The sequence below is a fragment of the Streptomyces blastmyceticus genome (assembly GCF_039521185.1).
In the GTDB taxonomy this organism is placed as follows: Bacteria; Actinomycetota; Actinomycetes; order Streptomycetales; family Streptomycetaceae; genus Streptomyces; species Streptomyces blastmyceticus.
Map to the genome: position 1 here is coordinate 140,145 of NZ_BAAABW010000017.1, position 24,673 is coordinate 164,817.

General features: G+C 72.2%; 18 protein-coding genes. 4 read left to right on the forward strand and 14 right to left on the reverse strand.

Annotated features, from left to right (window positions below; genetic code table 11):
- Positions 1 to 73: 73 nt before the first annotated feature.
- From ABD269_RS16705 to ABD269_RS16730, 6 genes are all read right to left on the reverse strand, one after another.
- Positions 74 to 2,635, reverse strand: a complete 2,562-nt coding sequence (locus ABD269_RS16705; protein ID WP_344118580.1) for a condensation domain-containing protein — start codon at positions 2,633 to 2,635, stop codon at positions 74 to 76.
- Positions 2,632 to 6,303, reverse strand: coding sequence for an amino acid adenylation domain-containing protein (locus tag ABD269_RS16710; RefSeq protein ID WP_344118581.1), 3,672 nt, complete (start codon positions 6,301 to 6,303; stop codon positions 2,632 to 2,634). Before ABD269_RS16710 ends, ABD269_RS16705 begins: the two co-directional genes overlap by 4 nt.
- A gap of 44 nt (positions 6,304 to 6,347) precedes the next feature.
- A complete protein-coding gene (locus ABD269_RS16715; protein WP_344118582.1) occupies positions 6,348 to 7,505 on the reverse strand; it encodes an acyl-CoA dehydrogenase family protein in 1,158 nt (385 codons plus the stop codon).
- On the reverse strand, positions 7,502 to 10,630 hold the full coding sequence (locus ABD269_RS16720) for a non-ribosomal peptide synthetase (RefSeq protein ID WP_344118583.1): 3,129 nt from the start codon (positions 10,628 to 10,630) through the stop codon (positions 7,502 to 7,504). The genes ABD269_RS16715 and ABD269_RS16720 overlap by 4 nt, the downstream gene beginning before the upstream one ends.
- Positions 10,631 to 10,727: 97 nt before the next feature.
- Entirely contained in the window at positions 10,728 to 12,065 is a 1,338-nt protein-coding gene (locus ABD269_RS16725) for a non-ribosomal peptide synthetase (RefSeq protein ID WP_344118584.1), read from the reverse strand.
- 67 nt (positions 12,066 to 12,132) lie between these two features.
- Complete coding sequence (locus ABD269_RS16730; RefSeq protein ID WP_344118585.1) at positions 12,133 to 13,395, reverse strand: MFS transporter; 1,263 nt, start codon at positions 13,393 to 13,395, stop codon at positions 12,133 to 12,135.
- 517 nt (positions 13,396 to 13,912) lie between these two features.
- Between ABD269_RS16730 and ABD269_RS16735 the strand changes: the two genes are divergently transcribed.
- Positions 13,913 to 14,623, forward strand: a complete 711-nt coding sequence (locus ABD269_RS16735) for a hypothetical protein (protein WP_344118586.1) — start codon at positions 13,913 to 13,915, stop codon at positions 14,621 to 14,623.
- A gap of 56 nt (positions 14,624 to 14,679) precedes the next feature.
- Here ABD269_RS16735 and ABD269_RS16740 read toward each other — a convergent pair whose 3' ends face one another.
- The 3 genes from ABD269_RS16740 to ABD269_RS16750 form a co-directional block, all read right to left on the reverse strand.
- The gene (locus tag ABD269_RS16740; RefSeq protein ID WP_344118587.1) at positions 14,680 to 15,855 is read right to left on the reverse strand and encodes a multicopper oxidase domain-containing protein; all 1,176 of its coding nucleotides are present in this window, start codon (positions 15,853 to 15,855) and stop codon (positions 14,680 to 14,682) included.
- 103 nt (positions 15,856 to 15,958) lie between these two features.
- A complete protein-coding gene (locus ABD269_RS16745) occupies positions 15,959 to 16,648 on the reverse strand; it encodes an SDR family oxidoreductase (RefSeq protein WP_344118588.1) in 690 nt (229 codons plus the stop codon).
- Positions 16,645 to 17,541, reverse strand: a complete 897-nt coding sequence (locus tag ABD269_RS16750; RefSeq protein WP_344118589.1) for an NAD(P)H-binding protein — start codon at positions 17,539 to 17,541, stop codon at positions 16,645 to 16,647. The genes ABD269_RS16745 and ABD269_RS16750 overlap by 4 nt, the downstream gene beginning before the upstream one ends.
- 68 nt (positions 17,542 to 17,609) lie before the next feature.
- Here ABD269_RS16750 and ABD269_RS16755 point away from each other — a divergent pair, with 68 nt between their 5' ends.
- Positions 17,610 to 18,419, forward strand: a complete 810-nt coding sequence (locus ABD269_RS16755; RefSeq protein WP_344118590.1) for a LysR family transcriptional regulator — start codon at positions 17,610 to 17,612, stop codon at positions 18,417 to 18,419.
- Positions 18,420 to 18,438: 19 nt separating this feature from the next.
- On the opposite strand, the gene ABD269_RS16760 is transcribed toward ABD269_RS16755, so the two are convergent.
- Both ABD269_RS16760 and ABD269_RS16765 read right to left on the reverse strand, forming a co-directional pair.
- On the reverse strand, positions 18,439 to 19,224 hold the full coding sequence (locus tag ABD269_RS16760; protein WP_344118591.1) for a ligand-gated ion channel: 786 nt from the start codon (positions 19,222 to 19,224) through the stop codon (positions 18,439 to 18,441).
- Positions 19,176 to 19,490, reverse strand: a complete 315-nt coding sequence (locus ABD269_RS16765) for a hypothetical protein (RefSeq protein ID WP_344118592.1) — start codon at positions 19,488 to 19,490, stop codon at positions 19,176 to 19,178. The genes ABD269_RS16760 and ABD269_RS16765 overlap by 49 nt, the downstream gene beginning before the upstream one ends.
- A 217-nt stretch (positions 19,491 to 19,707) precedes the next feature.
- Between ABD269_RS16765 and ABD269_RS16770 the strand changes: the two genes are divergently transcribed.
- The gene (locus ABD269_RS16770; protein WP_425572909.1) at positions 19,708 to 21,504 is read left to right on the forward strand and encodes an APC family permease; all 1,797 of its coding nucleotides are present in this window, start codon (positions 19,708 to 19,710) and stop codon (positions 21,502 to 21,504) included.
- Positions 21,505 to 21,561: 57 nt separating this feature from the next.
- Here ABD269_RS16770 and ABD269_RS16775 read toward each other — a convergent pair whose 3' ends face one another.
- Positions 21,562 to 21,795, reverse strand: coding sequence for a cold-shock protein (locus tag ABD269_RS16775; RefSeq protein ID WP_344118593.1), 234 nt, complete (start codon positions 21,793 to 21,795; stop codon positions 21,562 to 21,564).
- 205 nt (positions 21,796 to 22,000) lie between these two features.
- Complete coding sequence (locus ABD269_RS16780; protein WP_344118594.1) at positions 22,001 to 22,606, reverse strand: O-methyltransferase; 606 nt, start codon at positions 22,604 to 22,606, stop codon at positions 22,001 to 22,003.
- Positions 22,607 to 22,864: 258 nt separating this feature from the next.
- Between ABD269_RS16780 and ABD269_RS16785 the strand changes: the two genes are divergently transcribed.
- Positions 22,865 to 23,584 carry a helix-turn-helix domain-containing protein gene (locus tag ABD269_RS16785; RefSeq protein WP_344118675.1) on the forward strand — a complete coding sequence of 240 codons (720 nt, stop codon included), beginning with the start codon at positions 22,865 to 22,867 and terminating at the stop codon, positions 23,582 to 23,584.
- Positions 23,585 to 23,634: 50 nt separating this feature from the next.
- Here the strand turns inward: ABD269_RS16785 and ABD269_RS16790 are convergent, their stop codons facing one another.
- A complete protein-coding gene (locus ABD269_RS16790; protein WP_344118595.1) occupies positions 23,635 to 24,471 on the reverse strand; it encodes a peptidoglycan recognition protein family protein in 837 nt (278 codons plus the stop codon).
- Positions 24,472 to 24,673: the final 202 nt, after the last annotated feature.

Below are 24,673 nucleotides of genomic sequence, written 5' to 3' on the forward strand. Positions count from 1 at the left end.
GAGCGGGGGAGTGCCGGTCCCCCGATCAGTGGGTCGGGGCGGGTGGTGAACACCCGCCCCCACACGAGGCGGTTCAGACGCGGAGCATCTCCGCGACCACCGACCGCCACTCCTCGCCCGGCCGTTCGGCCAGTGGACCGGCCAGCGTGTCGGCGCGGTAGCGGTGGCGGTGCACCAGGCCGGGAGCGGTCCCGGCTGCGGGGCGGATGTCACTGGGGCTGTCCAGCAGCCGTACGAGTTCGGCCGCGAACTCGGCCCAGTCGACGTGCCCCCCGATGGCGTTGGCCGTCCCGTTCACCGGCTGCTCCAGGCAGTGCACCAGGGCGCGCGCCAGCGCGGCGGCGTGCACCCACGGGGCGCCGGACCACAGGTCGCCCGAGGCCGGGACGGCGCCCGTCGGTGGCAGCGTGACCGGCACCCCGGCCAGGGCGGCCTGGTAGAGGGTGCCGGTCGCGCCCCAGCGCAGCTGGTCGCGCAGCCGGGGATGGGCGCCCCAGACGATGGGCGCGCGCACCGCGCTCGCCCCGCCCCGCTCGCCGAACGCCTCCAGGAGCATCCGCTCGCAGTCGAGCTTGGCCCGCCCGTACGAGGTGAGCGGCTCGGCGGACGGCGTGCCCTCCGCCACCTCGGCCACCGGCGGCCTGCCATAGGCGTCCACGCTGCTGACGAAGACGAAGGAGCCCTCGCGCCGCCCGTCCAGCAGCGCCCGCATCGCTGCCACGTCCACCTCCGGCGAGGTGAAGGTGCAGGCGGCGTGGATGACGGAGTCCACCCCGGCGGCGGCCGCGCGCAGGTTGTCGGGGTCCGCGAGGTCGCCCTCCGCGATCTCGATCCCCTCGCCCGCCACCAGGTGCGCCGACTCCGGCCGCACCAGTGCCCGGACCGGGCGGCCGTGCCCGGCCAGCTCCCGCAGGACGAACGCGCCGACGCCGCCGGTGCCGCCGGTGACCAGGACGGTCCCGGTGCGGGGCGCGGACGTACGGCGGGCGGGCCGCGAGGCCGAGCGCTGCCTGGCGCGCTCGTCGAGCAGTGCCCCGAGCCCCCGCGGCGTGCGGTGCTCCATCACGTCCAGACCCGTCAGCGGCACCCCGAACTCCTCCCGCAGCCGGTCGGCCACCCGGACCGCCAGCAGGGAGTGCCCGCCCAGGAGGAAGAAGTCGTCCTCGGGGCCGGCCGGTTGGCCCAGGAGCTCGCCGAACACCGCGCCGACGGCGGACGTCGCGGCACTCGTCCGCGCATCCGCCACCACGGGGGCTTCGGGCGCCCGGCCGGTGTGCGTTCCGGCGGGGGACAGCGGCCGCCCGGGGGAGGCGAGCCGGTCCGCGAAGGCACGCAGCAGCCCGCGGGCGGTCTCCTCGTCCAGCCGTGCCGGGTCGTACTGCACCAGGCAGCGCGGGCCGGTGCGGTCGGTGGCTTCCTCCAGATAGAAGCCGAGGCCGAACTTGGCCGTCCCCAGCCGGATGTCGACAGGCTCGTACTCCGCCCCGGCCGGCCGCAGGGAGACCGGCTTGCCCAGGACGTCGGCGGTCACGCCCACCAGGGGATTGCCCGCCCCGTCCCGGGCGGCCGCGCCCAGCCGCTCCACGATCAGGTCGAAGGGGACATGGCGGTGGTCCTGCGCCGCCAGCAGCTCGTCCCGCACCCGGGACAGCACAGTGGCGAAGTCCCCGGCGCCGCGGAGATCCGGCCGGATGGGAAGCGTATTGACGCACAGGCCGACCAGCCCCCGCGTCCCGGCCCGGTCGCGGTGCCCGCTGGCACAGCCGATGACCAGGTCCCGCTCGCCGGTCGTCTCCCACAGCGCGGTGAACGCCGCGGCGAGGACCACGGTGAAGAGGGTGGCACGGTGCGTACGCCCCGTCGCGCGCAGGCCCTCGACGGCCTTGTCGGTCAGCGGCTCGGCGACGATGTGCCCCTCGCCACGACCGCCGCCCTTGTGGGGCAGGGCCAACGGGCGTGCGCCCGCGAGCCGTTCGGTCCAGTACGCGAGCCCCGGGGCGAGCGCTGCCGAGGCCGACCGCTCCCGCCACGCGAAGTCCGCGTAGCTCGGCGCCTCGCCCTCCGGCTCCGCCTCGTCCCCCGCCAGCGCCGCCCGGTAGCGGTCGTCCAGCTCCCGGGCGACGATCTCCAGCGACCCGCCGTCGATGGCGATGTGATGGAAGGTCAGCAGCACGGTGTGGTCGTCGGGCGCGTGCCGCAGGTGCAGGGCCCGCAGCACCGGCCCGGCCGCCAGGTCGAAGGGGCGGGACGCCTCCTCGCGCAGCAGCCGTTCGGCGTCGGTCGGCGCCTCCACCGTCGGCACCGCGACCGGCCCGGCCGGGACGGCTTCCTGGTACGGCTCGCCGTCGCTCTCGCGGTAGCGCGTGCGCAGCACGTCGTGGCGGCGCACCAGGCCGGTCAGGGCCCGGGCGAACGCGTCCGGGTCGAACGGGCCGCGCACCCGGGTCGCGAAGGGCACGTGGTACAGGGGGCCGGTGTGGCCCAGGCGTTCCATCAGCCACATGCGGTGCTGGGCGTGCGAGAGCGGTGCGCGCCCCCGTGGCGGACGGGCGGGTTTCTTGCCGGTGTCGGTCCGGCGGGCGCGGGCCAGCCGGAGCAGTGCCTCCTGGCGTGCGGTGTCCTCGGTGACGCTCATCGGGCGCCCTCGGTCTCCGCGCCGTACGCCTTGGCCAGCTCGTCCTCGATCAGCCGCGCCTGCCCGGCCACGGTGGGGGAGGAGAAGAACGCCGCGAGCGGCAGGTCCACCCCCAGGTCCTCGCGGAGGTCGTCCACGATGCCGAGGGCCAGCAGGGAGTGGCCGCCCAGGGCCAGGAAGTCGGCCTCGGGGTCGGCCACTTCGCGCTCCAGGGCCCGTTCCCAGGCATCCGCCACCGCCCGCTGCATCGGTGTCAGTTCACCACCGGCGGGGGTATCGGTGCCGCTGGTCGGCGGGAGTTCGGCCAGGGCGTGGCGGTCGACCTTGCCGTAGGCGGTGAGCGGCAGTCCGGTGACGACCGACCACGCGTTGGGCAGCAGGTGCGGGGGGAGCCGGTCCGCCAGGTGGTCGCGCAGCTCGGCGGGGGTGGGACGGGCGCCGTCCGCGGGGACGACGAAGGCCGTCAGCCGCGCGTCCCCGGCGTCGTGCCGCACCACGGTGACCGCCGCGTCGGACACCCGCGGATGGGAGCGCAGTGCGTGCTCGATCTCGCCGGGCTCGATGCGGTAGCCGCGGACCTTCACCTGGTCGTCCAGGCGGCCGTGGAACTCCAGGACGCCGTCGGGGCGCACCGAGGCGAGGTCGCCGGTGCGGTAGAGCGGGCCCAGCGAGGGGTGCTCCACAAAGCTCTCGGCCGTGCGCTCGGGCTGGCGCAGATAGCCGCGGGCGAGCCGGGAGCCGCCGAGCCACAGTTCGCCGCGGGTGCCGGGCGGCAGCGGTTCGCCGCGCTCGTCCAGGACGTGGGCCGTCGCCCCGGCGACCGGGCGGCCGATGGGCGGCGGGCCGTCGCAGTCGGCTTCGCGCACCCGGTGGCAGGTGGCGAAGGTGGTCGCCTCGGTCGGACCGTAGCCGTTGACCAGCTCCAGCCACGGGTGCTCGCGCAGCACGGCGCGCGCGTGCGGTGCCGACAGCGCCTCGCCGCCGACGAGCAGCGAGCGCAGCACGGCGAAGACCGACGAGCCGCGCGCGGCCAGGTGGTGGAAGAGCGCCGCGGTCAGCAACGCCACGGTGACGCCCAGCCGTTCCACGTCCCGGCCCAGGCTCTCCAGGGACTGCCGGTCGGCGGTGGATACGACCACGGCGGCTCCGTTGGCCAGCGCCACCCACACCTCGAACGGGGAGGCGTCGAAGGTCAGCGGCGAGTGGAAGAGCACCCGGTCGCGGGCGGTGACCGTCACATAGTCCGGGTCGACGGTCAGTTCGGCCACGGCCCGCTGGGGGATCGCCACTCCCTTGGGGCGGCCGGTCGAGCCCGAGGTGTACATCACATAGGCGAGCGCGTCCGGATCGTAGGAGCACGGCTCCAGCAGGACCTCCTCCGGGCCGGTTTCGGGCACTCCGCCCGCGGCGACGGCCAGGGACCGGCCGGCCGCGATGCCGGCGGCCTCCAGCAGGTCCTTCTGGCCCACGACGAGGACGGCCTCGGAGTCCGCCAGCATCGTCTCGGTGCGCGCCCGGGGGTAGGCCGCGTCCAGCGGGACGTAATGGCCACCCGCCCACCACACGGCGAGCTTCGCGACGACGACGCTCACCGAGTGCGGCAGCAGGAGGCCCACGGCGGTGCCGGGGGTGACGCCGCGGCGGCGGAGGGTGGTGGCCAGACGCTGGGCGGCGGCGGTCAGTTCACGGTAGGTGAGCGCCTGGGTTCCGTCCCATACGGCCAGGGCCTCGGGGGTGTCGGCGGCGTGGCCGATGATCCGGCCGAGTACGCCGCCGGGCCGGGCGGTTTCGCTCCCCGGCCGCTCCTCCCGGGGCTCCCCGGCCCCCTGCGGCATGCTCGGGGTGTCGCTCCCGGACGCCGGACGGACCGTGTTGTCCAGCAGTGCCGCGATGGCACGCAGATCCGGCTGGCGCAGCAGTTGCGGTGCCCGCAGCCGCACTCCGCACTCCTCCTCCAAGGCGGTCAGCAGCCGGGCCGCCGTCAGTGAATCTCCGCCTGCGCCGAGGAAGTTGTCGCCGGGGCCGATCTCCGGGTTGCCCAGGAGCTTGCGGCACAGGCCGACGACCAGCTCCTCGGTGGAGCCCTCCGTCGGCTGTGCGGCGGCGGGTTCCGTGTGCTGCGCCGCGAGCAGCGCGGCACGGTCCACCTTGCCGTTCGCGTCGAGCGGGAAGGCGTCGACGCACCGGACCGCCGACGGCACGGCCTGCTCCGGCAGCCATGCGCGCACCGACTCCAGCAACTCGGCCTCGCCGGGCGCCTCCTGGCCGGGTTCGGGGCGGACGAACGCGATCAGCAGGCTGCCTGCCCCTTCCGCGCTCCTGACCGCCACCGCCGCGCGCAGGATGCGCGGATCGCGCTCGAACGCCGCCTCGATCTCGGCCGGTTCGATCCGTACGCCGCGTATCTTCAGCTGCTCGTCGAGGCGGCCGAGGAACTCCAGCACGCCGTCCTCCCGCATCCGCACCCGGTCCCCGGTGCGGTAGACGCGGTCGGTGCCGGTCAGCTCCGATGGTGGTGCCACGAAGCGCCGGGCCGTCAGTTCCTCGTCGAGGTAGCCGAGGGCCAGCCCGGCTCCGCCGATGCGGAGTTCGCCCTTCTCCCCGCGCGGCACGACCCGGCCCTCGGCGTCGGTGACGCAGAGCGCGACGCCCGCCACCGGCGAGCCGATCGGCGGCAGGCCGTCCTCCGTGGCACCCGTCAGCTCGTGGGTGGTGACCAGGACGGTCGCCTCGGCCGGGCCGTAGGCGTTGTCGACCTGCGCGGTGACGTCCGCCCCGGGGCGGCGGCGCAGCCGGTCGCCGCCGATCTGGAGGTGGCGCAGCGGCAGATCGCGCGGCCAGGGCCGTTCCAGGACGAGTTCGGCCAGGGGGGTGGGCAGGATCGCGACGGTCACGCCCGCGCTCCGCCACCAGTCGGTGAGGGTGTCCGGGTCCCAGCGGACGGCGTCCGGCGGGACGGTGAGCGCCGCCCCGGAGGTGAGGGCCGTCCACAGCTCCATGATGTGCGGGTCGAAGGAGGGGCCGACCAACAGGCTGTGCCGGTCACCGGGGCCGCACCCCGTGCGTCCGGCGTACCAGCGCAGCCGGTGGGCCAGGGCCGGACCGGTCACCGCCACCGCCTTCGGCGTGCCGGTCGAGCCTGAGGTGAGCACCGCGTAGAAGGTGCCTTCGGGTGCCGTGCGCAGGGCGGCGGCGGGAGGTTCGGCGGGGAAGGCGGCGAGGGCCGGGGCGTCCGCGTTCGCCCCCTGCTCGGGCAGGGGCAGGGGCGTCTCGTCCGGGCGGTACGCGCGCGGCAGCACCTCGGCCGTCCCGATGAGGCAGGTCACGCGCAGCCGGTCGGTGACCGCGGCCAGCCGCCGCTCGCCGGGGCGCGGGCCCAGCGGGAGGTAGACCGCGCCGAGGCGGGCCAGTGCCACGGCCGTCGCCACCAGGGCCACGGAGCGGTCCAGGCACACGCCGACGAGGTCGCCGGGGCGTACCCGGTCGCGCAGCGCCTCGGCGGTGCGCTCGGCCAGTGCGTCCAACTGGCCGTAGGTCCAGGTCAGTTCGTCGTCCTCGACGGCAGGGGCGGACGGGTTCGTGAGGACCCGTTCCGTGTAGCGGGCCAGGACGTCGTCCCAGCAGGGGGCGGCAGGTGCCGCACCGTACGCGATGGATGCAGTGGTCATGATTCCTCGGTTCGCAGAGATCGGGGTGGCGGAAGGGCGAGTGCTCAGCCCAGGCCCATGGCCCGGGCGATGATCACCTTCTGGATCTCCGAGGTGCCCTCGATGATCGTCATCATCCGGACGTACCGGTAGAGGAACTCCAGCGGATGGCCGCGGACCCAGCCCGTCGCCCCGTGCACCCGCAGCGAGCGGTCGACGACGCGCACCGCCGTCTCGGAGGCGGTCAGCTTGGCCAGCGCCGCGTTCTCCGGCGCCTCCACCCCCCGGTCCACCAGCCGCGCGCAGGCGAGGGTCAGCAGCTTGGCCGCCTCCACCTCCGCCCGGCTGCTCACCAGGTGTTCCTGGACGTGCTGGTAGGCGCCGATCCGCTCGCCGAAGGACCGCCGTTCGCGGGCGTACTCCACGCCCAGGCGGAGGGCGTACTCCGCGATGCCGTTGCACATCGCGGCCACCACCAGGCGGCCCCGGGAGAGGCTGTCGATGCCGTTGCCCAGTGCCGCGCCGATGCCGGCCTCGCCGCCGATGACCGCGTCGGCGGGCAGCCGCACCTCGTCCAGCACCAGCTCGAACAGCTCCTCGCCGGACATGCCGTCGTAGCGCTGGCCGATCCGCAGCCGGGGATGGTCCATCTCCACCACGAAGGCCGTCGGGCCCTCCTCGGCCCTGGCCACCACGATCGCGAAGTCCGCGTGTCCGGCGTTGCTCACGAACGTCTTGCGGCCGGACAGCAGCCAGCCGCCGTCCTCCTGGCGGGTCGCGGTGCTGGTGAGGTGGAAGGCGTCCGAGCCCGCGTTGGGCTCGGTCAGCGCCAGGCAGCGCGTCGCCTCGCCGCGCACCAGAGGCATCAGGTAGCGCTTGATCTGCTCTTCGGTGCCCTGCCGCAGCAGCGGGCTCGGCCCGTCGGAACCGGCCAGTGCGTACGGGGCGAGCGGGCAGCCGCTGCGGCCCGCCGCGTGGTGCAGCTGCACCACGGCGCTGAACGGCAGGTCGGAGCCGCCCAGTTCCTCGGGGTGGTCGGCCGCGTAGAAGCCCAGCCGGGCCGAGCGGGTGCGGACGTACGCGCGTAGATCTGCCGGAGGCAGCTCGCCGCTCTCCGGCAGGTCGGCGGCGAGCGGTACGAGCTCCCGGCGGACGAACGACTCGAAGGCGTCGACGATCTCCCGGTGTTCGTGCTCCAGGACGGACGAGGGGGCGGTGCTCATCGGGTCGCCTCCATGACGGCGCGGGCCTGCTCGGCGAGGACGGGGTGACCGAAGAGAACCCGCAGCGGCGGGCGGGAGCCCAGGCGGGGTTCCAGCCAGGCGGCGAGCTGGGCGGCGAGCAGCGAGTGCCCGCCGACCTGGAAGAAGTGGGACGACGGCGAGAAGTCAGCGTGGCCCAGCACCTCCCGCCAGCCCTCGCTCAGCAGCTCCACCGCCGGGTCGGCCGGGGCGGCGGCCGTGTCCGGCGCGCCGTCGCGGGCCTCGTCCGGGGCGGTGGCCGCGAGGCGGGTCAGTGCGGCGCGGTCCGGCTTGCCGCCGGACAGCAGCGGCATGGCGTCCAGCCGTATCCAGCGGGACGGGACGAGCGCGGCGGGCAGCCGGGCGGACAGCGCCTCGTGCAGCAGCCGGGCGTCGGGCTCGGCTCCGCCGTCGAGGAAGCCGACCAGGCACGGGGTGCCGGCGGCCTGGCCGAGTACCACCGCGCACGACCGGCCGCCGAGCTCGGCCGAGGCGGCGGCCTCTATCTCCTCCAGCTCGATGCGGTAGCCGCGCAGTTTGACCTGGTTGTCCTGGCGGCCGAGGAAGTGCACCAGCCCGTCGTGGCCCCGGTGGCCGAGGTCGCCGGTCAGATAGACCCGCTCACCGCCGAGCTCCGGCACGGTGACGAAGCGGGCCGCGGTGGCCGCCCGCGCCTCCTCGCCGCCGAGGTAGCCCTCGGCCAAGGCGGCGCCGGACACGGCGAGTTGACCGACCGCACCTGAGGGCAGCGGGCGCAGCCCGGCGCCCAGGACGTGCACCCCGACCCCCGGCAGCACCCGGCCCAGCGGCACCTCGGCGCACTCGTCCAGCCCCTCCCGGGTCACCTCGTGGACGGTGGAGGTGATGGTCGCCTCGGTCACCCCGTAGGCGTTGAGTACGGTGGCGTCCGTGGCCGCGAGCACCTCCCGCAGCGCGGCGGCGGGCAGCCGCTCACCGCCGAGGACCAGCAGCCGGGGCTCCCACCGGCCGTCCCCGAGCGCGGCGCACAGCTCCTCGCGCACCGCCAGGAGATAGCTCGTCGGCAGATTCGCGACCGTGACCCGGCGCGAGGCCAGCACCGCGATCAGCTCCGGCGCCGTCGGCACCTCCCGTTGCGGCAGGACGAGGCAGGCACCGGCGAGCAGCGACGGCAGAACCTCCTCAAGCGCCACGTCGAACGAGGGCTGGGCGAAGAGCAGCACCCGGTCGTCACGCGTCAGCCCGAACCGCTCCGCCGCCGCCCCGGCGTGGTGGGCCAGCGCGGCCCGGCCGACCACCACGGCCTTGGGCAGACCCGTGGAACCCGAGGTGTGGATGATGTACGCCGCGTCCGTAAGGCACTCGGCCGACTCGGCGCGGGGGAACGCCGCACCGTCCAGCAGGGCGAGCGGCAGGCCCTCCGCGGGCAGCGCGAGCGCGCTCTCCCGGTCCGTCACCACGAGCGCAGGGCGCAGTCGCCGCAGCAGCGTCTCCAGCCGTTCCGCCGGGTCGTTGGGGGACAGCGGGCAGTACACCGCGCCCAGCCGCAGACAGGCCAGCAGGGTCACCACGCTGTCCACGCCGCGCGGCAGCACGGCCGCCACCGGCTTCCCCGGCCGCACCCCCGAGGCCCGCAGCCGACCGGCCAACTCGCCGACCAGGCCGTCGAGTTCGCCGTAGGTGAGCTTGCGGGCACCCGCGACGATCGCGGTCGCCCCTGCCTCGGCCCGCGCCACGGGGTCGAGTACGCCGTCGCCGGCCATCGACGCCGGCTCCGGCCGGGCGGCGGGCGGTTCGGGAGCGAGGGAGGCGAGCGCGGTGGACGGCGCGTCCAGATACGCGCGCAGCAGGCCGAGGAAGCGTTCGGACAGCAGCCGGGCGGTCTCCTCGGCGAACAGGTCGCGGTCGTAGTCCCACACCAGCGTCATGCCCGCCGCGCCACCGCGCGGCCCGACCGTGCGGCGGTCGTCCGGGATCAGCACCAGGTCCAGGTCGAAGCGGGTGGTGCCGGTGTTGAAGCCCTCGGACAGCGATACCTCCAGGCCCGGCACCGCGATCTCGGGCAGGTGCGCGTCATGGGCACTGAACATCACGCTGAACAGCGGGTTGTCCGCGCCCCCGGTGTGCAGTCCCAGGGTGCGGGTCAGGACCTGCACGGGCACCTCCTGATGGGGCAGCGCCCGGATCAGGCCGTCGGTCACCTCGTCCACCACCGCGTCGGCACCGGCCTCGGGGTCCAGCCGCAGCCGCAGCGGAATGGTGTTGACGAACATGCCCGCGGTCCCCTCGAACCCCGCCGGGCGGTTGCCGACGGCCGTGCCGACGACCAGGTCGGCGCGCCCGCTGTGGCGGCGCAGCAGTTCGGCGAACAGGCCCAGCAGTGTGGAGAACGGGGTGTGGCCCTGGGTGCGGCTGTGGACGCGCAGCCGCTCGGCGAGGTTCGCGTCGACGGTCTGGCGCAGCTGGCCTCCCGCGTGCCTGCGCATCGCGCCGGGCCGGGTGAGGCCGGGGAGCGGCAGGTCGAAGGAGGCGTCGCCCAGCTCCCGCTGCCAGTGGGCCAGCCCGGCCTCCCGGCGCTCCTGGCGCCCGGGGCCGTCGGCGGCCGCGATGTGCTCCTCGTACGAGGGGGCATCGGGCAGGACGACGGGCTCGCCCAGTACCCGCGCCCGGTACACCGTGAACACATCGCGCAGCAGGATCGCGAACGAGTGCCCGTCGTGCACGAGATGGTGCTCCACGTGGATCAGCCGGTGGTGGTCCGCACCGAGGCGGACCAGGCACCAGCGCAGCAGAGGCGCCTCATGGACGTCGAGCGCCGTCTCGGCCTCGGCCCGCAGCAGCCGGGCGAACGCCTCCTCGGGTTTCTCCTCCCGGCCGAGGTCGACGGTGCGCAGGCGTGGCGGACACCCTTCGCGTACTCGCTGGCCGGGCAACTCGCCCGGCTGGTCAACGAGTTCGAGACACAGTCCGGGGTGCCGGTCCAGGGCCGCGGCGAGCCCGGCCCGCAGGGCCTCCTCGTCGAGGGCGCCGCGCAGGTCGACAGTGGCGGTGAAGTTGTAGGCGCGGCTGCCGGGCTGCATCTGCTCGTGCAGCCACACGATCTCCTGGGATGCGGAGAGAGGGAACATGGTCAACCTTTCCGGTCGGTGTGCCGGGTGGACGGTGCGCCGGGTGCCGGTCCGGCGGGCGGCGCACCTGAGAGGGGCGGCGGCTGGGCCGGTGGGCTCAACTCGCCGTGGTCTGTGGGGCGCATGCGGTGCGCAGGGTGGCGAGGAGGACGGCGAAGGCGTCCTCGGCGAGGCCGTCCGGGACGGCCGTGCGCTGCCACACCATGCGGACGAGCAGGTCGGTGCCGTAGGAGACGGACACGGCGAAGGGCGCCTGGAGAGGGCGGTCGTCCACATGCGTCTCGTGGCCGGTGGCGCCGCCCAGCCGCAGCGGCGGGCGCCGGTGCAGGTCCTCGAAGGTGAGCACCCCGTCGAGGTGCCCGGACCAGGGCACGCCCGCGCCCCGGGCGGCGTGCACCACCTCGTCGAACGGGGCGTCCGCGCGGTCGAGGTCGTCCCACCAAGCTGTCGTACGCTCGTCCGGACCGCATTCGGTGGCCGGGTGGACGACCGTGTTGAGGAAGCAGCCCAGCACCGGCGCCGCCGCGGCGGGCCGGCCGCCCCACGGGTAGCCGAGGGCCGGTGTGTGCCCGGCGCCGTACAGGGTGCGGGCGGCGGCGGCACAGCCGTCGAGCAGCGCCGGGAAGGCCACCGCCCGGCCGCCGTCCGCCGGGAGCGGCAGCCGGCGCAGGGCGGCGCCGGTACCGGGCGCGGCGTCGCGCGGCGCGGCCGGGGCGGGCGGTCGCAGGACCGCCAGGCGGCGGGCCCAGTAGCTCAGGGAATCCGGCCCCGACGCCCGCTCCTCGGCGGCCAGCTGAAGGTGTACGGCCTCGCGGTAGCCCGCCAGCTCGGCCGCCGCCTCGGTCTCCGGCACGTCGTACGGGCCGAGGCCGTGGTCGTAGGCGCGCGTGAGGTCTTCCGTGATCCGGCCCAACGACTGCTCGTCGCAGGCCGCGTGGTCCAGGACCAGGGCGAGGAGCTCGGATTCGGCTCCGCCGTCCGGGACTTCGGTTCCGGGTCCGGTTTCGGAGGCGGCGAGGAAGAACCGCAGCGGCGGCCCGTCCACGGGCCAGTCGCCCAGCGCCCTCACCAGGGCCCCGGCGGCCCGCTCCCCGGGGCGCACGGCCACCCGGTGCGCCCACCCCCGCGCGGCGCCGACGCGCTGCACCGGAACGCCCCGGCGCACCTCGGGCCGGGCCCGCAGGGCGGGGTGCAGGGCGGCCAGGTATCCGGCGGCGGCGCGCAGCCGGTCGAGGTCGACGGCCCCGCGCGGGAAGGCGAAGAACAGCGGGACGAGCGCGGGCCGTCCGGCGGGGTCCATCCGCCGGGTGAGCAGGAAGCGGCGCTGCGCTCCGGTGACGGGCAGCAACTCGCCTGGAAATTCTGGTGTTTGGGTCTCCTCGTCGAGGCGGTGGTACCGGGCGAGATAGGACGCGGTGATGGTGCTGGACTGCACTATGACCTCCCGCGCGCTGGGGGCGCGACGGTTCGTGAGACGACAAGGGGCGGTGGGGCGGGCCGGTTCAGCCCGCGACGGGCGCGGACTCCGGCAGGTCTCGCATCCGCCGCAGCGGCGAGAGCAGCAGCGGCACCGGAACCAGCAGGAATCCGGCCGCGCACACCCAGACGGCGGCGCGCGCTCCGGCGGCCCCCGCGACGGCCCCGCCGAGCAGGGCACCGAAGGGCATGGTGCCCCACACCATGAAGCGCAGGGTGGCGTTCATCCGGCCCAGTAGCTCTGCGGGGCACAGGAGTTGGCGGAAGCTGACCTGGGCAACGTTGTAGACCACGGCGCCGAAGAAGACGGCCGCCGAGGCGATGGCGAACCACACGGCGGCGGCACCGTGCCCGGCCAGCGGCCACAGCAGGGCGAACGGGCCGGTGAGGAGGGGGGAGAGCCAGATGACCCGGGCCCTGCCCACGGCGCGGGCCAGGGTGCCCGCGCACAGGGCCCCGGCCAGTCCGCCGACGGCCGAGGCGGACATCATCAGGCCCATGGCACCGGGCGGCAGATCCAGCACCCGGACGAGGAAGACGGTCTGCACGGCCATCAGCATCGCGGTGAAGAAGTTGGCGATCGCCGTGGTGCAGGCGATCACCCGCAGGACCGGCTGCCGGAAGACGAAGACCAGCCCCTCCGTCACCTGGGCGCGCAGCGATTCCCCCGGAGCGGGGGCCGGCGGCGGTGGCTCGGGGGTGCGGATGCCGCGCAGGAAGACGGCGGACAGCAGATAGCCGATCGCATCGGTCAGCAGGGCGAACGGCGCGCCGACCATCTGCACCAGCGCTCCGCCCAGCCCCGGACCCGCCACCTGCGCCGAGGAGCGCACGGTCTCCAACGCGCCGTTCCCGGCCACCAGCTGCTCGCGGGGCAGCAGGCCCGGCAGGTAGCTCTGGTGCGCCACGTCGAAGAAGACCGTGGCCACACCCGTGATCAGGGCGACCAGATAGAGCTGTGCCATGGTCAGCGCCCCGGCCCAGGCGGCGAGCGGCAGGCTCGCCATCGCCAGCGCCCGTACGACATCGGCCCGGATGAGCACCGGCAGTCGGCGCATCCGGTCGATCCACGCCCCCGCAGGCAGGCCCACCAGCAGGAACGCGGCGGTCTCGGCGGCGGTCAGCACACCCGTCTGCAAGGGAGTCGCGTCGAGCTCGATCACGGCGACCAACGGCAGTGCCACCAGGGTCACTTGAGCACCGAGCTGACTGGCCGTGGCTCCGGCCAACAGTAATCGGAAGTCGATGTTTCGTAATGGACTGCCGACGCGAGGCGTTATTGGCAACATTTGACAGACATTTGGCGATGCCGACCCGTTCAGTCAAAAACGACAGATATTTTCGGTCAGTCGTGTTCGCAATACGGACAGGGGTGGGCTGGATGATCCGTGGACGTGTGCTCAACGTTGCCTGAACGTCACCCCTTGTGACCTGCGGTGTGGGTGCCGGGCGAGTGGAAAACCCGGGAATGCGCCCGCGCCGGTCAAATGTCCGAATACCGGTGCCTCGGTGTGCGGGGCTCTTCGTGCGGCCGCGGTCGGACGGGGTGACGCCGATGAGCTTGCCCCCTCTTGGTGGCGCCGTCGGGGAACTTGTATCGCATGGCGAGCGGCCCGCTCCTGCCGCAACGGGTGAACTGTGTGGTGCGTCACGGTATTTGCGGGTTGCCGGAGGTCAATTCGGAGCCGTAACTTCCGCATAAGGGCTGCCGGGCGACCCCATGTCGCCCTTGAGCCCCATCGGCACCGTTCTTGATCACGCCTGACCGGCGGTCGCCGCCGCCGGTTCGCCCCCTGGGAGTGCACCATGCGTCCGACCCCCCTCGTGAGAGCCGGCCTCGGCCTGACCACGGCCATAGCCATCGTGTCCGCGACAGCGCTGCCGGCCTGGGCCGCGAGCACACCGGCCCCGTCCTCCTCACCGGCCGTGAAGACCGTGCAGACCGCGAAGGACTCTGTGAGCCTCGGCTGGCTCAGCGCCGAGGAGCGCAAGGCCCTCGCGCCCTTTGTTCGCTACGACGGAGGGAGCTACCGGCTGGACGCCAAGGGCGCTCAGGCCGCGGGCGTGAGCCAACGGGCGATCGACGCGGTCGGGACCGCCGTCGCCCGCATGGACACGCTCCTGGACAAGAGGCTCGTGGTCGGCAAGGACAGCGAGGGCGTGGTCGTCGATCCCAAGGCGGCGGCCACCGGCTCGGGCATCAGCCTGCGCAGCACGGAGGCCCAGCTCGCGGAGGGCATCACCGTCAAGGTCACCTGGTTCGGACTACTGATCCACCTGGACCCCTTCGTCACCGGCAAGGTCCAGGCCGGGGTGGACATCACCAAGGACCTCGTCCAGGTCGTGACAAGCGTCGTCACCATCGCCTCCCTGGGCAGCCTCCTTCCCGCCGCCGTGCTCGCCTCGGCGCTGGCGGACCTGGGCTCCAAGGCGGTCTCCTTCTGCACCACACGCAAGGGAGAGCTGTACGTCTACCTCACATGGGCGGGCATCCCGGTCTGCAACCCCCTCGCCTGAGCGAGTCGGCCGCGGCTCCGGGCACCACCGTCACCATGCGGGGTGCCCGGGGCCGGTCATCGGACGAGGTAGCGGCTGACCATGCCATTCATCATGTGTTCGTCGATGTGGCAGTGGAAGAGCCAGGTGCCCGGGTTGTCGGGACGCATGTCGGCCGTGACCACGGTCGCCGGGAGCACGGTCACCACGTCCGTACGGTGACCGCGCACGAGGACCGTGTTGCCGTGCCAGTGCGGGGTGTGGATATCCCTGGCCCCGCCGAGGCCGATGCAGTACCAGCGCACCCGGGTGTCCCGGTCGATGGTGATCGAGGGCCGGGAGTCGGTGGTGCCGGCCGGGCCGTTGCCGAAGAGATAGCCGTTGACGCACGGCTTCCGGTTGCTGGCGAGGAAGGTGGTGTCCGTGGCGTCGATCTCCTGGCCGGCGCCGAACCGGTCGGTGTTCTGTTCCAGATAGGGGCTGACGTTCTCGTCGAACTGGGTGAAGAGCGCGAACACCTCGCGGTCGACGTCCTTCGGGGTGGTGCAGTGGCCGGCCGAGCAACGGCGGGTCACCACCATCGGACCGACGAGCCCGGCATTGGTGCCGGGGACGCCCATCATGACGCTGTGGTCGTGGTAGAGCCAGCCGATGGACGAAGGGTCACGGGGGCCCGGTCCGGCCCGTTCGGGGACCTGCCACACATAGGTGTGGGTCTTGCCGGGATCCACGATGCCGCCGTCCCTGCCGGAGTCCGTGGTTCCGTCATTGACCGACGCCCCCTCGTCGGACGTCGTGTAGAAAACGCCGTGCGGGTGCATCGAGGCCTTGAACGGGGTGTTGTTCTTGAACACCACCCGGATCGTGTCGCCGACATGGGCCCGGATCACCGGACCCAGCAGGCCCATGTACGCCTCTCCGGGCCGGCGTGCCAGCTTGGTGAACGTCGCGTCCGTGTACTCGCGGTACTGGGACTTGTGGAAGACCGACCCCAGGCGGTTGAGGCCGGGGCGGGTCAGCAGGCTCTCCTCGGTTGTGAAGGACTTCCCGCTGATGAGGCTGCGGGCCTGCGGGGCGTAGTCCCAGGTCACGGTGTCCGCAGCGATGTAATACACCCGGGTGACAGGTGCGTCCGGACCGAGCCGCGGTACCGCCCGCACCGGCGTGTGCCCGGCGGCGAGAGCCCCACCGCCCAGAGTGGCGGCGGCCCATCCCATGAAACGGCGGCGCGATTGCCCCTGGCGCACAGTCACATCGGGGACCATATACCGCCGGGGCCGGCCGGCACGGCAAGCCCGAGCCCGTGTCTCCGGGCCGCTGCCGACCGGGGCCCGTCGGCCGGCGGCGTGGCTCTCGCTACCAGGGCACGGGCTGGTCCTGGTAGTTGAGGAATCTCAGGCCCGGCTCGCCGCCGTGACGGAGGATCGTGTCCACCACGCCCGGGACGGACTGGTCGATGGTCAGAGGCGCGTCCGGCCCGCCGAGCTCGGTGCGGACATGGCCGGGGCACATGAGCAGCAGCGTGTGCGTGGCATCGGCGTACCGGGCGGCGTAGCTGCGCATCAGCTGGTTCAGGGCCGACTTGCTGGCGCGGTAGACGTCGTGACCGCCGTTGGTGTTCAGGCTGAGGCTGCCTTGGCGCGAGGACATGACGCCGATGGTCCCGGTCGGCGCGACCAGCGAGCGGAAGGACTCGACCACGCGCATCGGGCTGAGCGCATTGGTGACCATGACCTCGACGAACATCTCCGTCGGGACCTCGCCGACGGGAATGTTGCCCCGCGTGATGGCGGCGTTGACGAACAGCAGGTCGAGGGTGCGCTCCGCCAGGCGTTCGTGCAGCGCGGCGATCTCCTCCGGCTCCGTCATGTCCAGCGACTCGACGGTGACGCGACCGTCCGATGCCTCGGCCAGGTCGTGCAGGCCGGTGCGCCGATCGCCCCGGACCGTCCCGATGACGTCCCAACCCCGCTGCGCGTACTCGGTGGCCAGGCCCAGCCCGAGGGCCCGGGAGGCCCCGACGATGAGGGCGGTCCCGGCGCTCATGCCCGGACCGCCGGCTTGAGGACCTGCTCGCACCACTCGCGGAAGGTCGTCGGGCTCGCTGTCCGAGGGGTGCGTGGCACCCCGTCGTCGAGACCGTCTTCCTTGGCCCGCATCATGTCGGCGTAGCCCTGCACAATCGCGTCCCCCATGCCGTGTCCGGCGAGTTCGGCGCGGGATTCGTCGAGCGTCTGCCGCTCGTAGCGGATCGGGCGGCCGAGCACCTCGGACATGATGCGCGCCAGGTCAGTCGGCGAAAGGTCCTCGGGGCCCAGCACCGGGACCTCGCCCGACCCCGTCCACGTGCGGTCGAGCAGCAGCTCGGCGGCGGCCGCGGCGATGTCCCGGGTGGCGGCCGTCGGTGCCTTGCGGTCGGTGGCGAGGGTGCCGGTGAACACGCCGTCGTCGCGGATCGAAGCCACCTGCCACAGCAGGTTGTCGAAGAACGTCGGGTTGGCGAGCGCCCGGTAGGCCACGCTCGTACTCGCGATGAGGTCGTCCATGGCCAGCGACGCCGTCACGTGCCCGGCGCGACCGGCGACGGGGGTGCCCCGGCCGAGCGCCGAGACGCCGACGACGTGTCCGACTCCGTGGGTCGTGAACGCCTCCGCGGCAGCGCGGGTGAACCCGGAGTACATGGCGTCCAGGCTGGGCGCCTGTGTGTTCGAGGGAACAAGCCAGAAGACGGCGTCCGCGCCGGCGAAGGCCCGGTCGACGACCTCGGCGTCGCTGTGCGAGCCGGCGACGACGTCGACGCGGGTGCGGACCGCGTCGGGGAGTTTCCCGGGGTCACGCACGATGACGCGCAGCTTTTCGCCGCGCGTGCGGGTCTCGTCGAGGAGGATCTCCAGGAGCCGGCCGCCGATCTGGCCGGTGGGAGCGGTAATGACGATCATGCGTCGAGTCTCGGGGCAGCCGTCCGAGGCGTCCAATACCCTTCCCGGGCAATTGATACCTTCAGGGCATGGATCTCGATCTGCGCAAGCTCCGCTACTTCGCCACGGTGGCCGAGTACCGGCACTTCGGCCGGGCGGCGGAGCGGCTCTACATCACCCAGCCGGTCCTCAGCCGTCAGATCAGGTCTCTCGAACAGGAGTTGGGCTGCACGCTGCTCGTACGGACCACCCGCAGCGTGGAACTGACCGCCGCCGGGAGGCAGCTCTACGAGGAGGCGCAGCAGCTCCTCCCGTCGGTCGCCGCGGCGGTGCGGCGCGTGCACGACGTCGACCAGGGCGTCCAACGGCTCGTGGTCGCCTTCTCCCCGGGGCTCCATGTGTCGGACGCGATCCGGGCGTTCGCGTCGCACCACCCGGATGTCGAGACCGATGTCGTCCCGGCACGCTGGTGGGAGCAGGACCGGCCGCTCCGGGACGGCCGCGCCCAGGTCGGCTACCTGCGGCGACCGTTCGACGACTCGGGCTTGCGCACCATCCCCATCGGCAACGAGCCCAGGGTCGCCTGCATGCCCGCGGCGCACCCGCTGGCTTGCCGTCAGGAGCTCACCTCCGCGGACCTCGACGGCGAGCGGATGCTCGACGTACCGAATCGGCGGACGTCCTCACTGGAAGAGAAGTTCGAGCTCATCGCCTCCGGGCAAGGCATCGCGCTCATCCCGCTGAGCGTCGCGCGCTCCTACTCCCGCCCCGACCTCGCCCACCTCCCCGTCACGGACGCCCCAGGGATCGAGACCTGCCTGGCCGTCGCCGCGGACCGGCGCGAGAAGCTGCTACGTGACTTCCTGGAGATCGCCACGGCGACACTGCGGCATGTTTGAGCGGTCAGCCGGGTGACGGTCATCGCCAGGCCGCCAAGAGCACCAGCGCGCCACAGGTCAATGCGTACGCGGCGAGCCCGGTCCAGGCGCCGCGGTGGCTCACCTGCTCCGCCCTGGCGATGCTGCCTCCCCGGGCTGTCCAGCGCCAGGAGAGCACGGTGCCGGCGACCGCCAGGAGGAGGAAGGTGAGGGTGGTCAGGTGGAGCCAGTCGATGAGGGTCAGCCCGACGGTGCTGGTGACCACCGTGTTCACCTGTTGCATGTTGAGCACCACGACGAACAGTCCTCCGCCGAGGACCCCGAGTCGGCTGTGGAGGCCGTCCAGGCGTTCGGCGGTCGTGAGTTCCTCGCGGTGGGAGGAGACGAGGAAGACGGAGGTGGCGATGAGCGCGGCGAGGTAGAGCGGGGTGGTGAGTTTCCAGAAGGCGGTGGGGTCGGAGCGTTCGAGGTCGATCTGGATGCGGACCCGGTTGTAGGTGCTGCCGTGTTTGAGGGTCTTGTCGCCGTACGTGGTGGTGTAGTGCTTGTCGGCGGTCATCAGGCGGAAGCCGGTCAGGCGCCAACCCTGCGGGCGGATGTCGGGGTTGGCCTCGGAGTCCTTGTTGTTGACGGTGAACCGGAAGTGGCTCGTGTCCTGCGGCGAAGTGAGGAGCACCTCGATGCGGTGGTGGTCGAAGGGGAAATCCCGTACGTCCCAGTTCTGCCGGAAACTGCTCTGGACCCGTACCTGATCCAGGACGTGGTCGCCCTGGGGGATCACGTCGGGGTCGGAGGCCTTGGGGTCGTCGGCGTTGGAGTACGACACCTGGGGCAGGGGTCCGTACGCCGGTCCGGGCACACCGTCCACAGCCACAGCCGGGCGGAGAATCGGTCCTTGGCGGGGTCGATGTCGTACAGATCGCTGAGATAGGTGCCCAGTTCACATTGCGGAACCCCTGTCTGTACGAGGGGAGTTGCGGCCGCATCGGGCACGGCCAGCAGCCACAGTGCGAACATCGCGAGGATCACCCGCAGCATGGCCCGGGCGGGGATCAGGGAGACGGGCCGACGCCCGATAAGGTCCGCGAACATATGGCACTATCGTCGACCCCGTTGGCCGAAGGGGGGCGGCCTCGCGGCCCCAATCGCCAGTACGGGGGGCGTATCGCAGCTCTGTTCGCGGCCACGACGTCAAGGGCTGCGCCAACAGCAGATTCTGAGCCGGGAATCCACGATTCCCTGTACGCACCGTCGCTAACGTTGACCCAGCGCAATGGCGCTGCCGGTGACAAGAGACGGGCGGTAGTGGGTGAGGACTCCGTGGAGGGCTGAGCATCGGCACGCCGAGCGGGATCGTCTGACCGTTCCCCAGGGGCTGGCGGCGCTGTCGCTGGATGCGCTGGCCTCGGTGGCCTATGGTCCGGAGGCGATCGTGGTGGTCCTGGCCGTGGCGGGAAGCCACGGGCTCGGGTTCACCTTGCCGGTCACCCTGGCGATCGTGGTGCTGCTGACCGCGCTCACGGTCTCCTACCGTCAGGTCATCGCGGCGTTCCCCGACGGGGGAGGCGCCTACGCGGTGGCCGGGCGGCACCTGGGGCGCCGGGTGAGCCTGGTCGCGGCCGCCTCGCTGATCATCGACTACGTCCTGAACGTCGCCGTATCGGTCTCCGCCGGTGTCGCCGCGCTCACCTCCGCCTTTCCCGGCCTCTACGGCAGCCGGGTCTGGCTGTGCGTGGCAGTCCTGGCACTGGTGACGGCCGTGAACCTCTACGGCGTCGCCGAGTCGGCGAAGGTGATGATCCTGCCGACGGTGGTCTTCATCGCGGCCATCTTCACCGTGATCCTGATCGGCCTGGTTCGTACGCACCCCGTCACCCAGCCCACCCACCCTGCCGCTGTCGGCACCTCGACGGTGGGTGTACTGCTGCTGCTCCGTGCCTTCGCCTCCGGCTGCTCCGCGCTGACCGGTGTGGAGGCCATCGCGAACGCGGTGCCCACCTTCCGCACCCCGCGGGTCCGGCGCGCCCAGCGGACCGAGATCGGGCTCGGTGCGCTGCTGGGCACGATGCTGATCGGCCTGTCCGTGCTGATCGGGAAGTTCCATGTCGCGCCGAACAGCACCAAGACCGTGCTCGCGCAACTCACCGACGCCTCGCTCGGGCACAACGCCGGCTTCTACGTGGTGCAGTTCGCCACCATGGTGCTGCTCGCGCTGGCGGCGAACACCTCCTTCGGCGGCATGCCCGTACTCACCTCACTCCTGGCCCGGGACAACCATCTGCCGCACGTCTTCCGGCTTCGGGCCGACCGGCAGGTCTACCGGTACGGAGTGCTGGTGCTGGCGGCCTTCGCGCTGCTGCTCCTCGTCGTGGCGCGGGGCGACACCCAGGCCCTGGTGCCGTTCTTCGCCATCGGTGTCTTCATCGGATTCACCCTCTCCCAGGCCGGAATGGTCCGGCACTGGTACCTGGAGCAGTCGCCCGGCTGGCACGGCCGGGCCGCTCTCAACGGCGTGGGCGCCGTACTGACTGCGGCGGCCACGGTCATCGAGCTGGTCTCGAAATTCCACGAGGGCGGCTGGCTGGTCTTCCTCGCGATCGCCGTGCTGGTGACCCTCTTCGAGGCCGTGCACCGCACCTATCTGCGCATCGGCGCCGCCCTGCGTCTCGGAGAGGTGCCGGGTGCACCGGAGCCGTGCCACTCACTGGTCGTCGTCCCCGTCGGAGCGGTCAACCGGCTCACCCGGGAAGCCATCGGCGCCGCCCTCTCCCTCGGCGACGAGGTGCGCGCGGTGACGGTCGTCCACCCGGACGAGTCCCGGGCCGTGGAGGAGATGACTGCGGCCTGGAACGACTGGCACCCCGACGTCCCGCTGACGGTCCTGCACAGCCGCACCAGGTCCCTGACCCGTCCCATCGTCGATCACCTGCATGCCATCCAGGCCGAGAACGAGCACGACCGGCTGGTGGTGCTGATCCCCGAAGCGCACCTGCCCCGCCCCTGGCATCGCCTGCTGCAGAACCAGCGGGGCGCCGTACTCGACCGTGCCCTCCGGCGCCACACCGATACCGTCATCTGCAGGCTCCGCTTCCGCCTCGACCTCTGACGGGGGGTGAACGGGCATGTCCGCTCACCCACTCCGGATGGTTGCCGGACGTGCGGTTTACTCGTGGTGGGCGGCTCCCGGGGAGTGCCTGACAATGTTCAGGTGTTCCGCATGCCAGCCGTTTTCGTCTTCCACGGGCACGTAAGTCACCCGCAGCCCCTCGACGATAAAGGTTCCGTCCTCGATGACCCGCCTGTCCACCCTCACCTCACGGCCGTCGTCCCCGTCTATGTACCCGAGGCCCCGGGCTTGGTTGTACCACCGGACCACGCCACTGACCCTGTCAGCCATCGCTCTGTCTCCCAACCCCGGTGCCTGAGCACACTGTTGCCTTTCGCACGGGTCATTCCCGCCCGACGCGGTGCGCACTCTGTGCGAATGCATCAACTCAGCTACAGTCGCCGACGCTCTGCAGTCGTGCCTCGGCGTCCACTTGGCAACAGCGTGCCTGCGAGGTGAAGACCTGATGGATCACCTCATCCACCAGCTCGGGCGGTCAGGAGCTGCCCGGTGTTGCGTCCACTTTGACGCAGAGTTCGGTGCTGCCATGAAGCGGCAGCGCTACCGACAGGAAACCGTTGGCCGGATCGCGGATGTAGTCGAGGAAGTCGGGTTCGGCATTGTCGTTCATGACGTAGCCCCCGACGCGTACTTGAGGTGCTACGAGTTCGATGACTTGTCGGGCGAGCGAGGGTTCGGTTCCGAGCCAGCCGTCGATCAGCGCGAAGTCGACCGGACCGCCGAGATCGCGCAATGTGGTGCGGGCGTCACCTTCGCGGATGTCGACGTAGTCGGAGAGCCCGGCGGCGGCGAGGTTGCGCTTGGCGGCGGCGACCTTGGCAGGCACGATCTCCGATCCGATGACCGTGCCGCCCCCGTTGTCGCGCATGGCGGCGGCGAAGTAGAGCGTCGACATGCCGACCGAGGTCGCGAACTCCACGACCCGCGTGGCGCGCAGGCCGCGACACAACAGATAGATCAAGTCTCCCTGTTCGGGGAGGACCGAGAAGCCGTACTCGCTGTAGTCGTGCGGATCGCGCTCGAGCCGGGCACGCGGGTCGTCGGGCGGAAACTGCTGTGCCGCCGCAAGCCTGTCGATCACGGCGTTCACCCTGGAGTCGCGGAGGGGGTGCTGGGTTTTCCCGGGCATGAGGGATCTCCTCTCTGCATGGGCGTGCCAAGAGCTCTCGGCGTTTGCCGGACACCTGGCCCGCGGGTAGTAAGGTAAGGCTAAGTCGGCTGGCGGGCGGCGTGTGGCCAACCACTGCCGTGAGACGGCCAAGTTCTCCACGGCGCGAGGGGACATGTGGACGCTGACCACTCATCGGATGCCACTGCTGGAAGACTCCCGTTGCTGGTCGTGGCACGCTCGCAGGTCGATCGGGGCACCCGGCTGGCCTACCACCACCATCCTCACCATCTGATCGCGTGGGCGACGAGTGCGACCGTCACCGTGCGCACCGGCGCCCGGGACTGGCTCGTGCCGCCGACTCACGCACTCTGGCTGCCCGCCGGCACACCGCACGCCGTGGATGTGCTCCGCCCCGGAGACTCCTGCACCGTCGCCGTCGACGCCACCCGCTGTCCGATCACCTGGGCCGAATCCGTGGGCATCGCCATCACCCCCCTGGTACGTGAACTGATCGTGTACCTCGACCGCGATCCACGTCCCGACCCCAGACGAACTCGTGTGGAGTCAGTGCTGCTCGACCTGCTCGAACCCACTGCCGGCACAACCCTTCACGTGCCACTGCCCACCGACCCACGCATCCGGACGATCGCCGATTCGCTGATCGCGAACCCGGCTGATCAGCGTGACCTCGCCGCCTGGGGCCACGAAGTCGGGGCAGGCGTACGCACCTTGACCCGACTGTTCTCCAACGAGACCGGAATGACGTTCGCACGCTGGCGTACCCACGTCCGCATGCGCGCGGCCCTGACCCATCTCGCCCACGGAACCTCCATCGGCGCTACCGCCCGTGCTGTCGGATACCGTAAACCAGGCGCATTCAGCGATGCGTTCTTCCGCGTCACCGGACAGTCCCCAAGCAGGTGGCTTCCCTTGGGAGTTGAGAGCTAGAAAAATGGGCGGCGGAGCGCATGCGGGCGACTGCCTGGCTCCGCTCAGGGTCAGCGGCCGGGGTCCAGGGGACCCTTCGCCGGGCCGTGGTCCTTCTCCCGGGGCGGCGTCGATGCGGGGACGTTTTCCGCCACGTGATTGGGGGAGCCGTCTCCGACGGGGAGACCCATGGCCTCGGAAACCTGTTTACGCAGATTCGGCAGCTGCCTGTAGAGGGCGTTCCCAGGGCACTCGGTGGCCAGGGAGGTGCCGGGCTGGTTGAGGTCCCGGTGCCCGACGATCGCCGTCATCGGCGGGAGCCCGTACGTGTCGCACAGCCAGGCACAAGTGGCGACGAGTGTGTGCCACTGCGCGTCGGGCGGTAATTCCGTGATGTACGTGCCCTCGTTCTCTATGCCGATGCTCGCCGTATTCCAGTTGGCGACCTGCGCTCCGACGACGTGATCGCCGCTCCGGATGGCCTTGGCGGACCGGTACCTGCCCTCCATGAGGAATCCGCCGCGGCTGATGGTGAGTTGCTGGCCGATGTCGTTCCACCCGTTGTTGTGCATGTGGTCGTACTGACAGTCTCTGGACAGCTGAAAAGCGTGCTCCAGCGAATAGTCGGTGGTGTTCGGGTAGTCCATGTGGTGAACCACGATCAGCGCCGGTGCGAACGGTTCGACCATTACGCCGTGGGGATCCCCGGGCGGGGCGGCCCGCCATTCCTCGCGGGTGTGGAGCCGAGGGCGGCGTACGGGACAGTCCCTGGCCGATCCCGCCCCTGCCCGGGCCTGTGCTTCGGGGGCGAGGAAGGAATTCCCGGCCACCACGGCGGCTCCACTCGCCAGCGCTCCGCTCAGCAGACCGCGGCGCCCCATCCAGGATCTCTCGGTGTCTCCGGTCATGGGCCAGCCCCTTCCCTCTCCGGCCGGGCTCGCCGAACGCATGCGGACGGCTGCCGATGGCCCGGCCACGGCGCCCTGCGCGTCGACTGTAGCTTCGTGCGACAGGGTTCGGCAGCCCCGTGAACGCCGGCGTTCGCCCGGGAGAACCCGTAGCCGACGACAGGCGGCCTGGTTCAACTGGCAGCCTTGGGTGAGGGGTTCG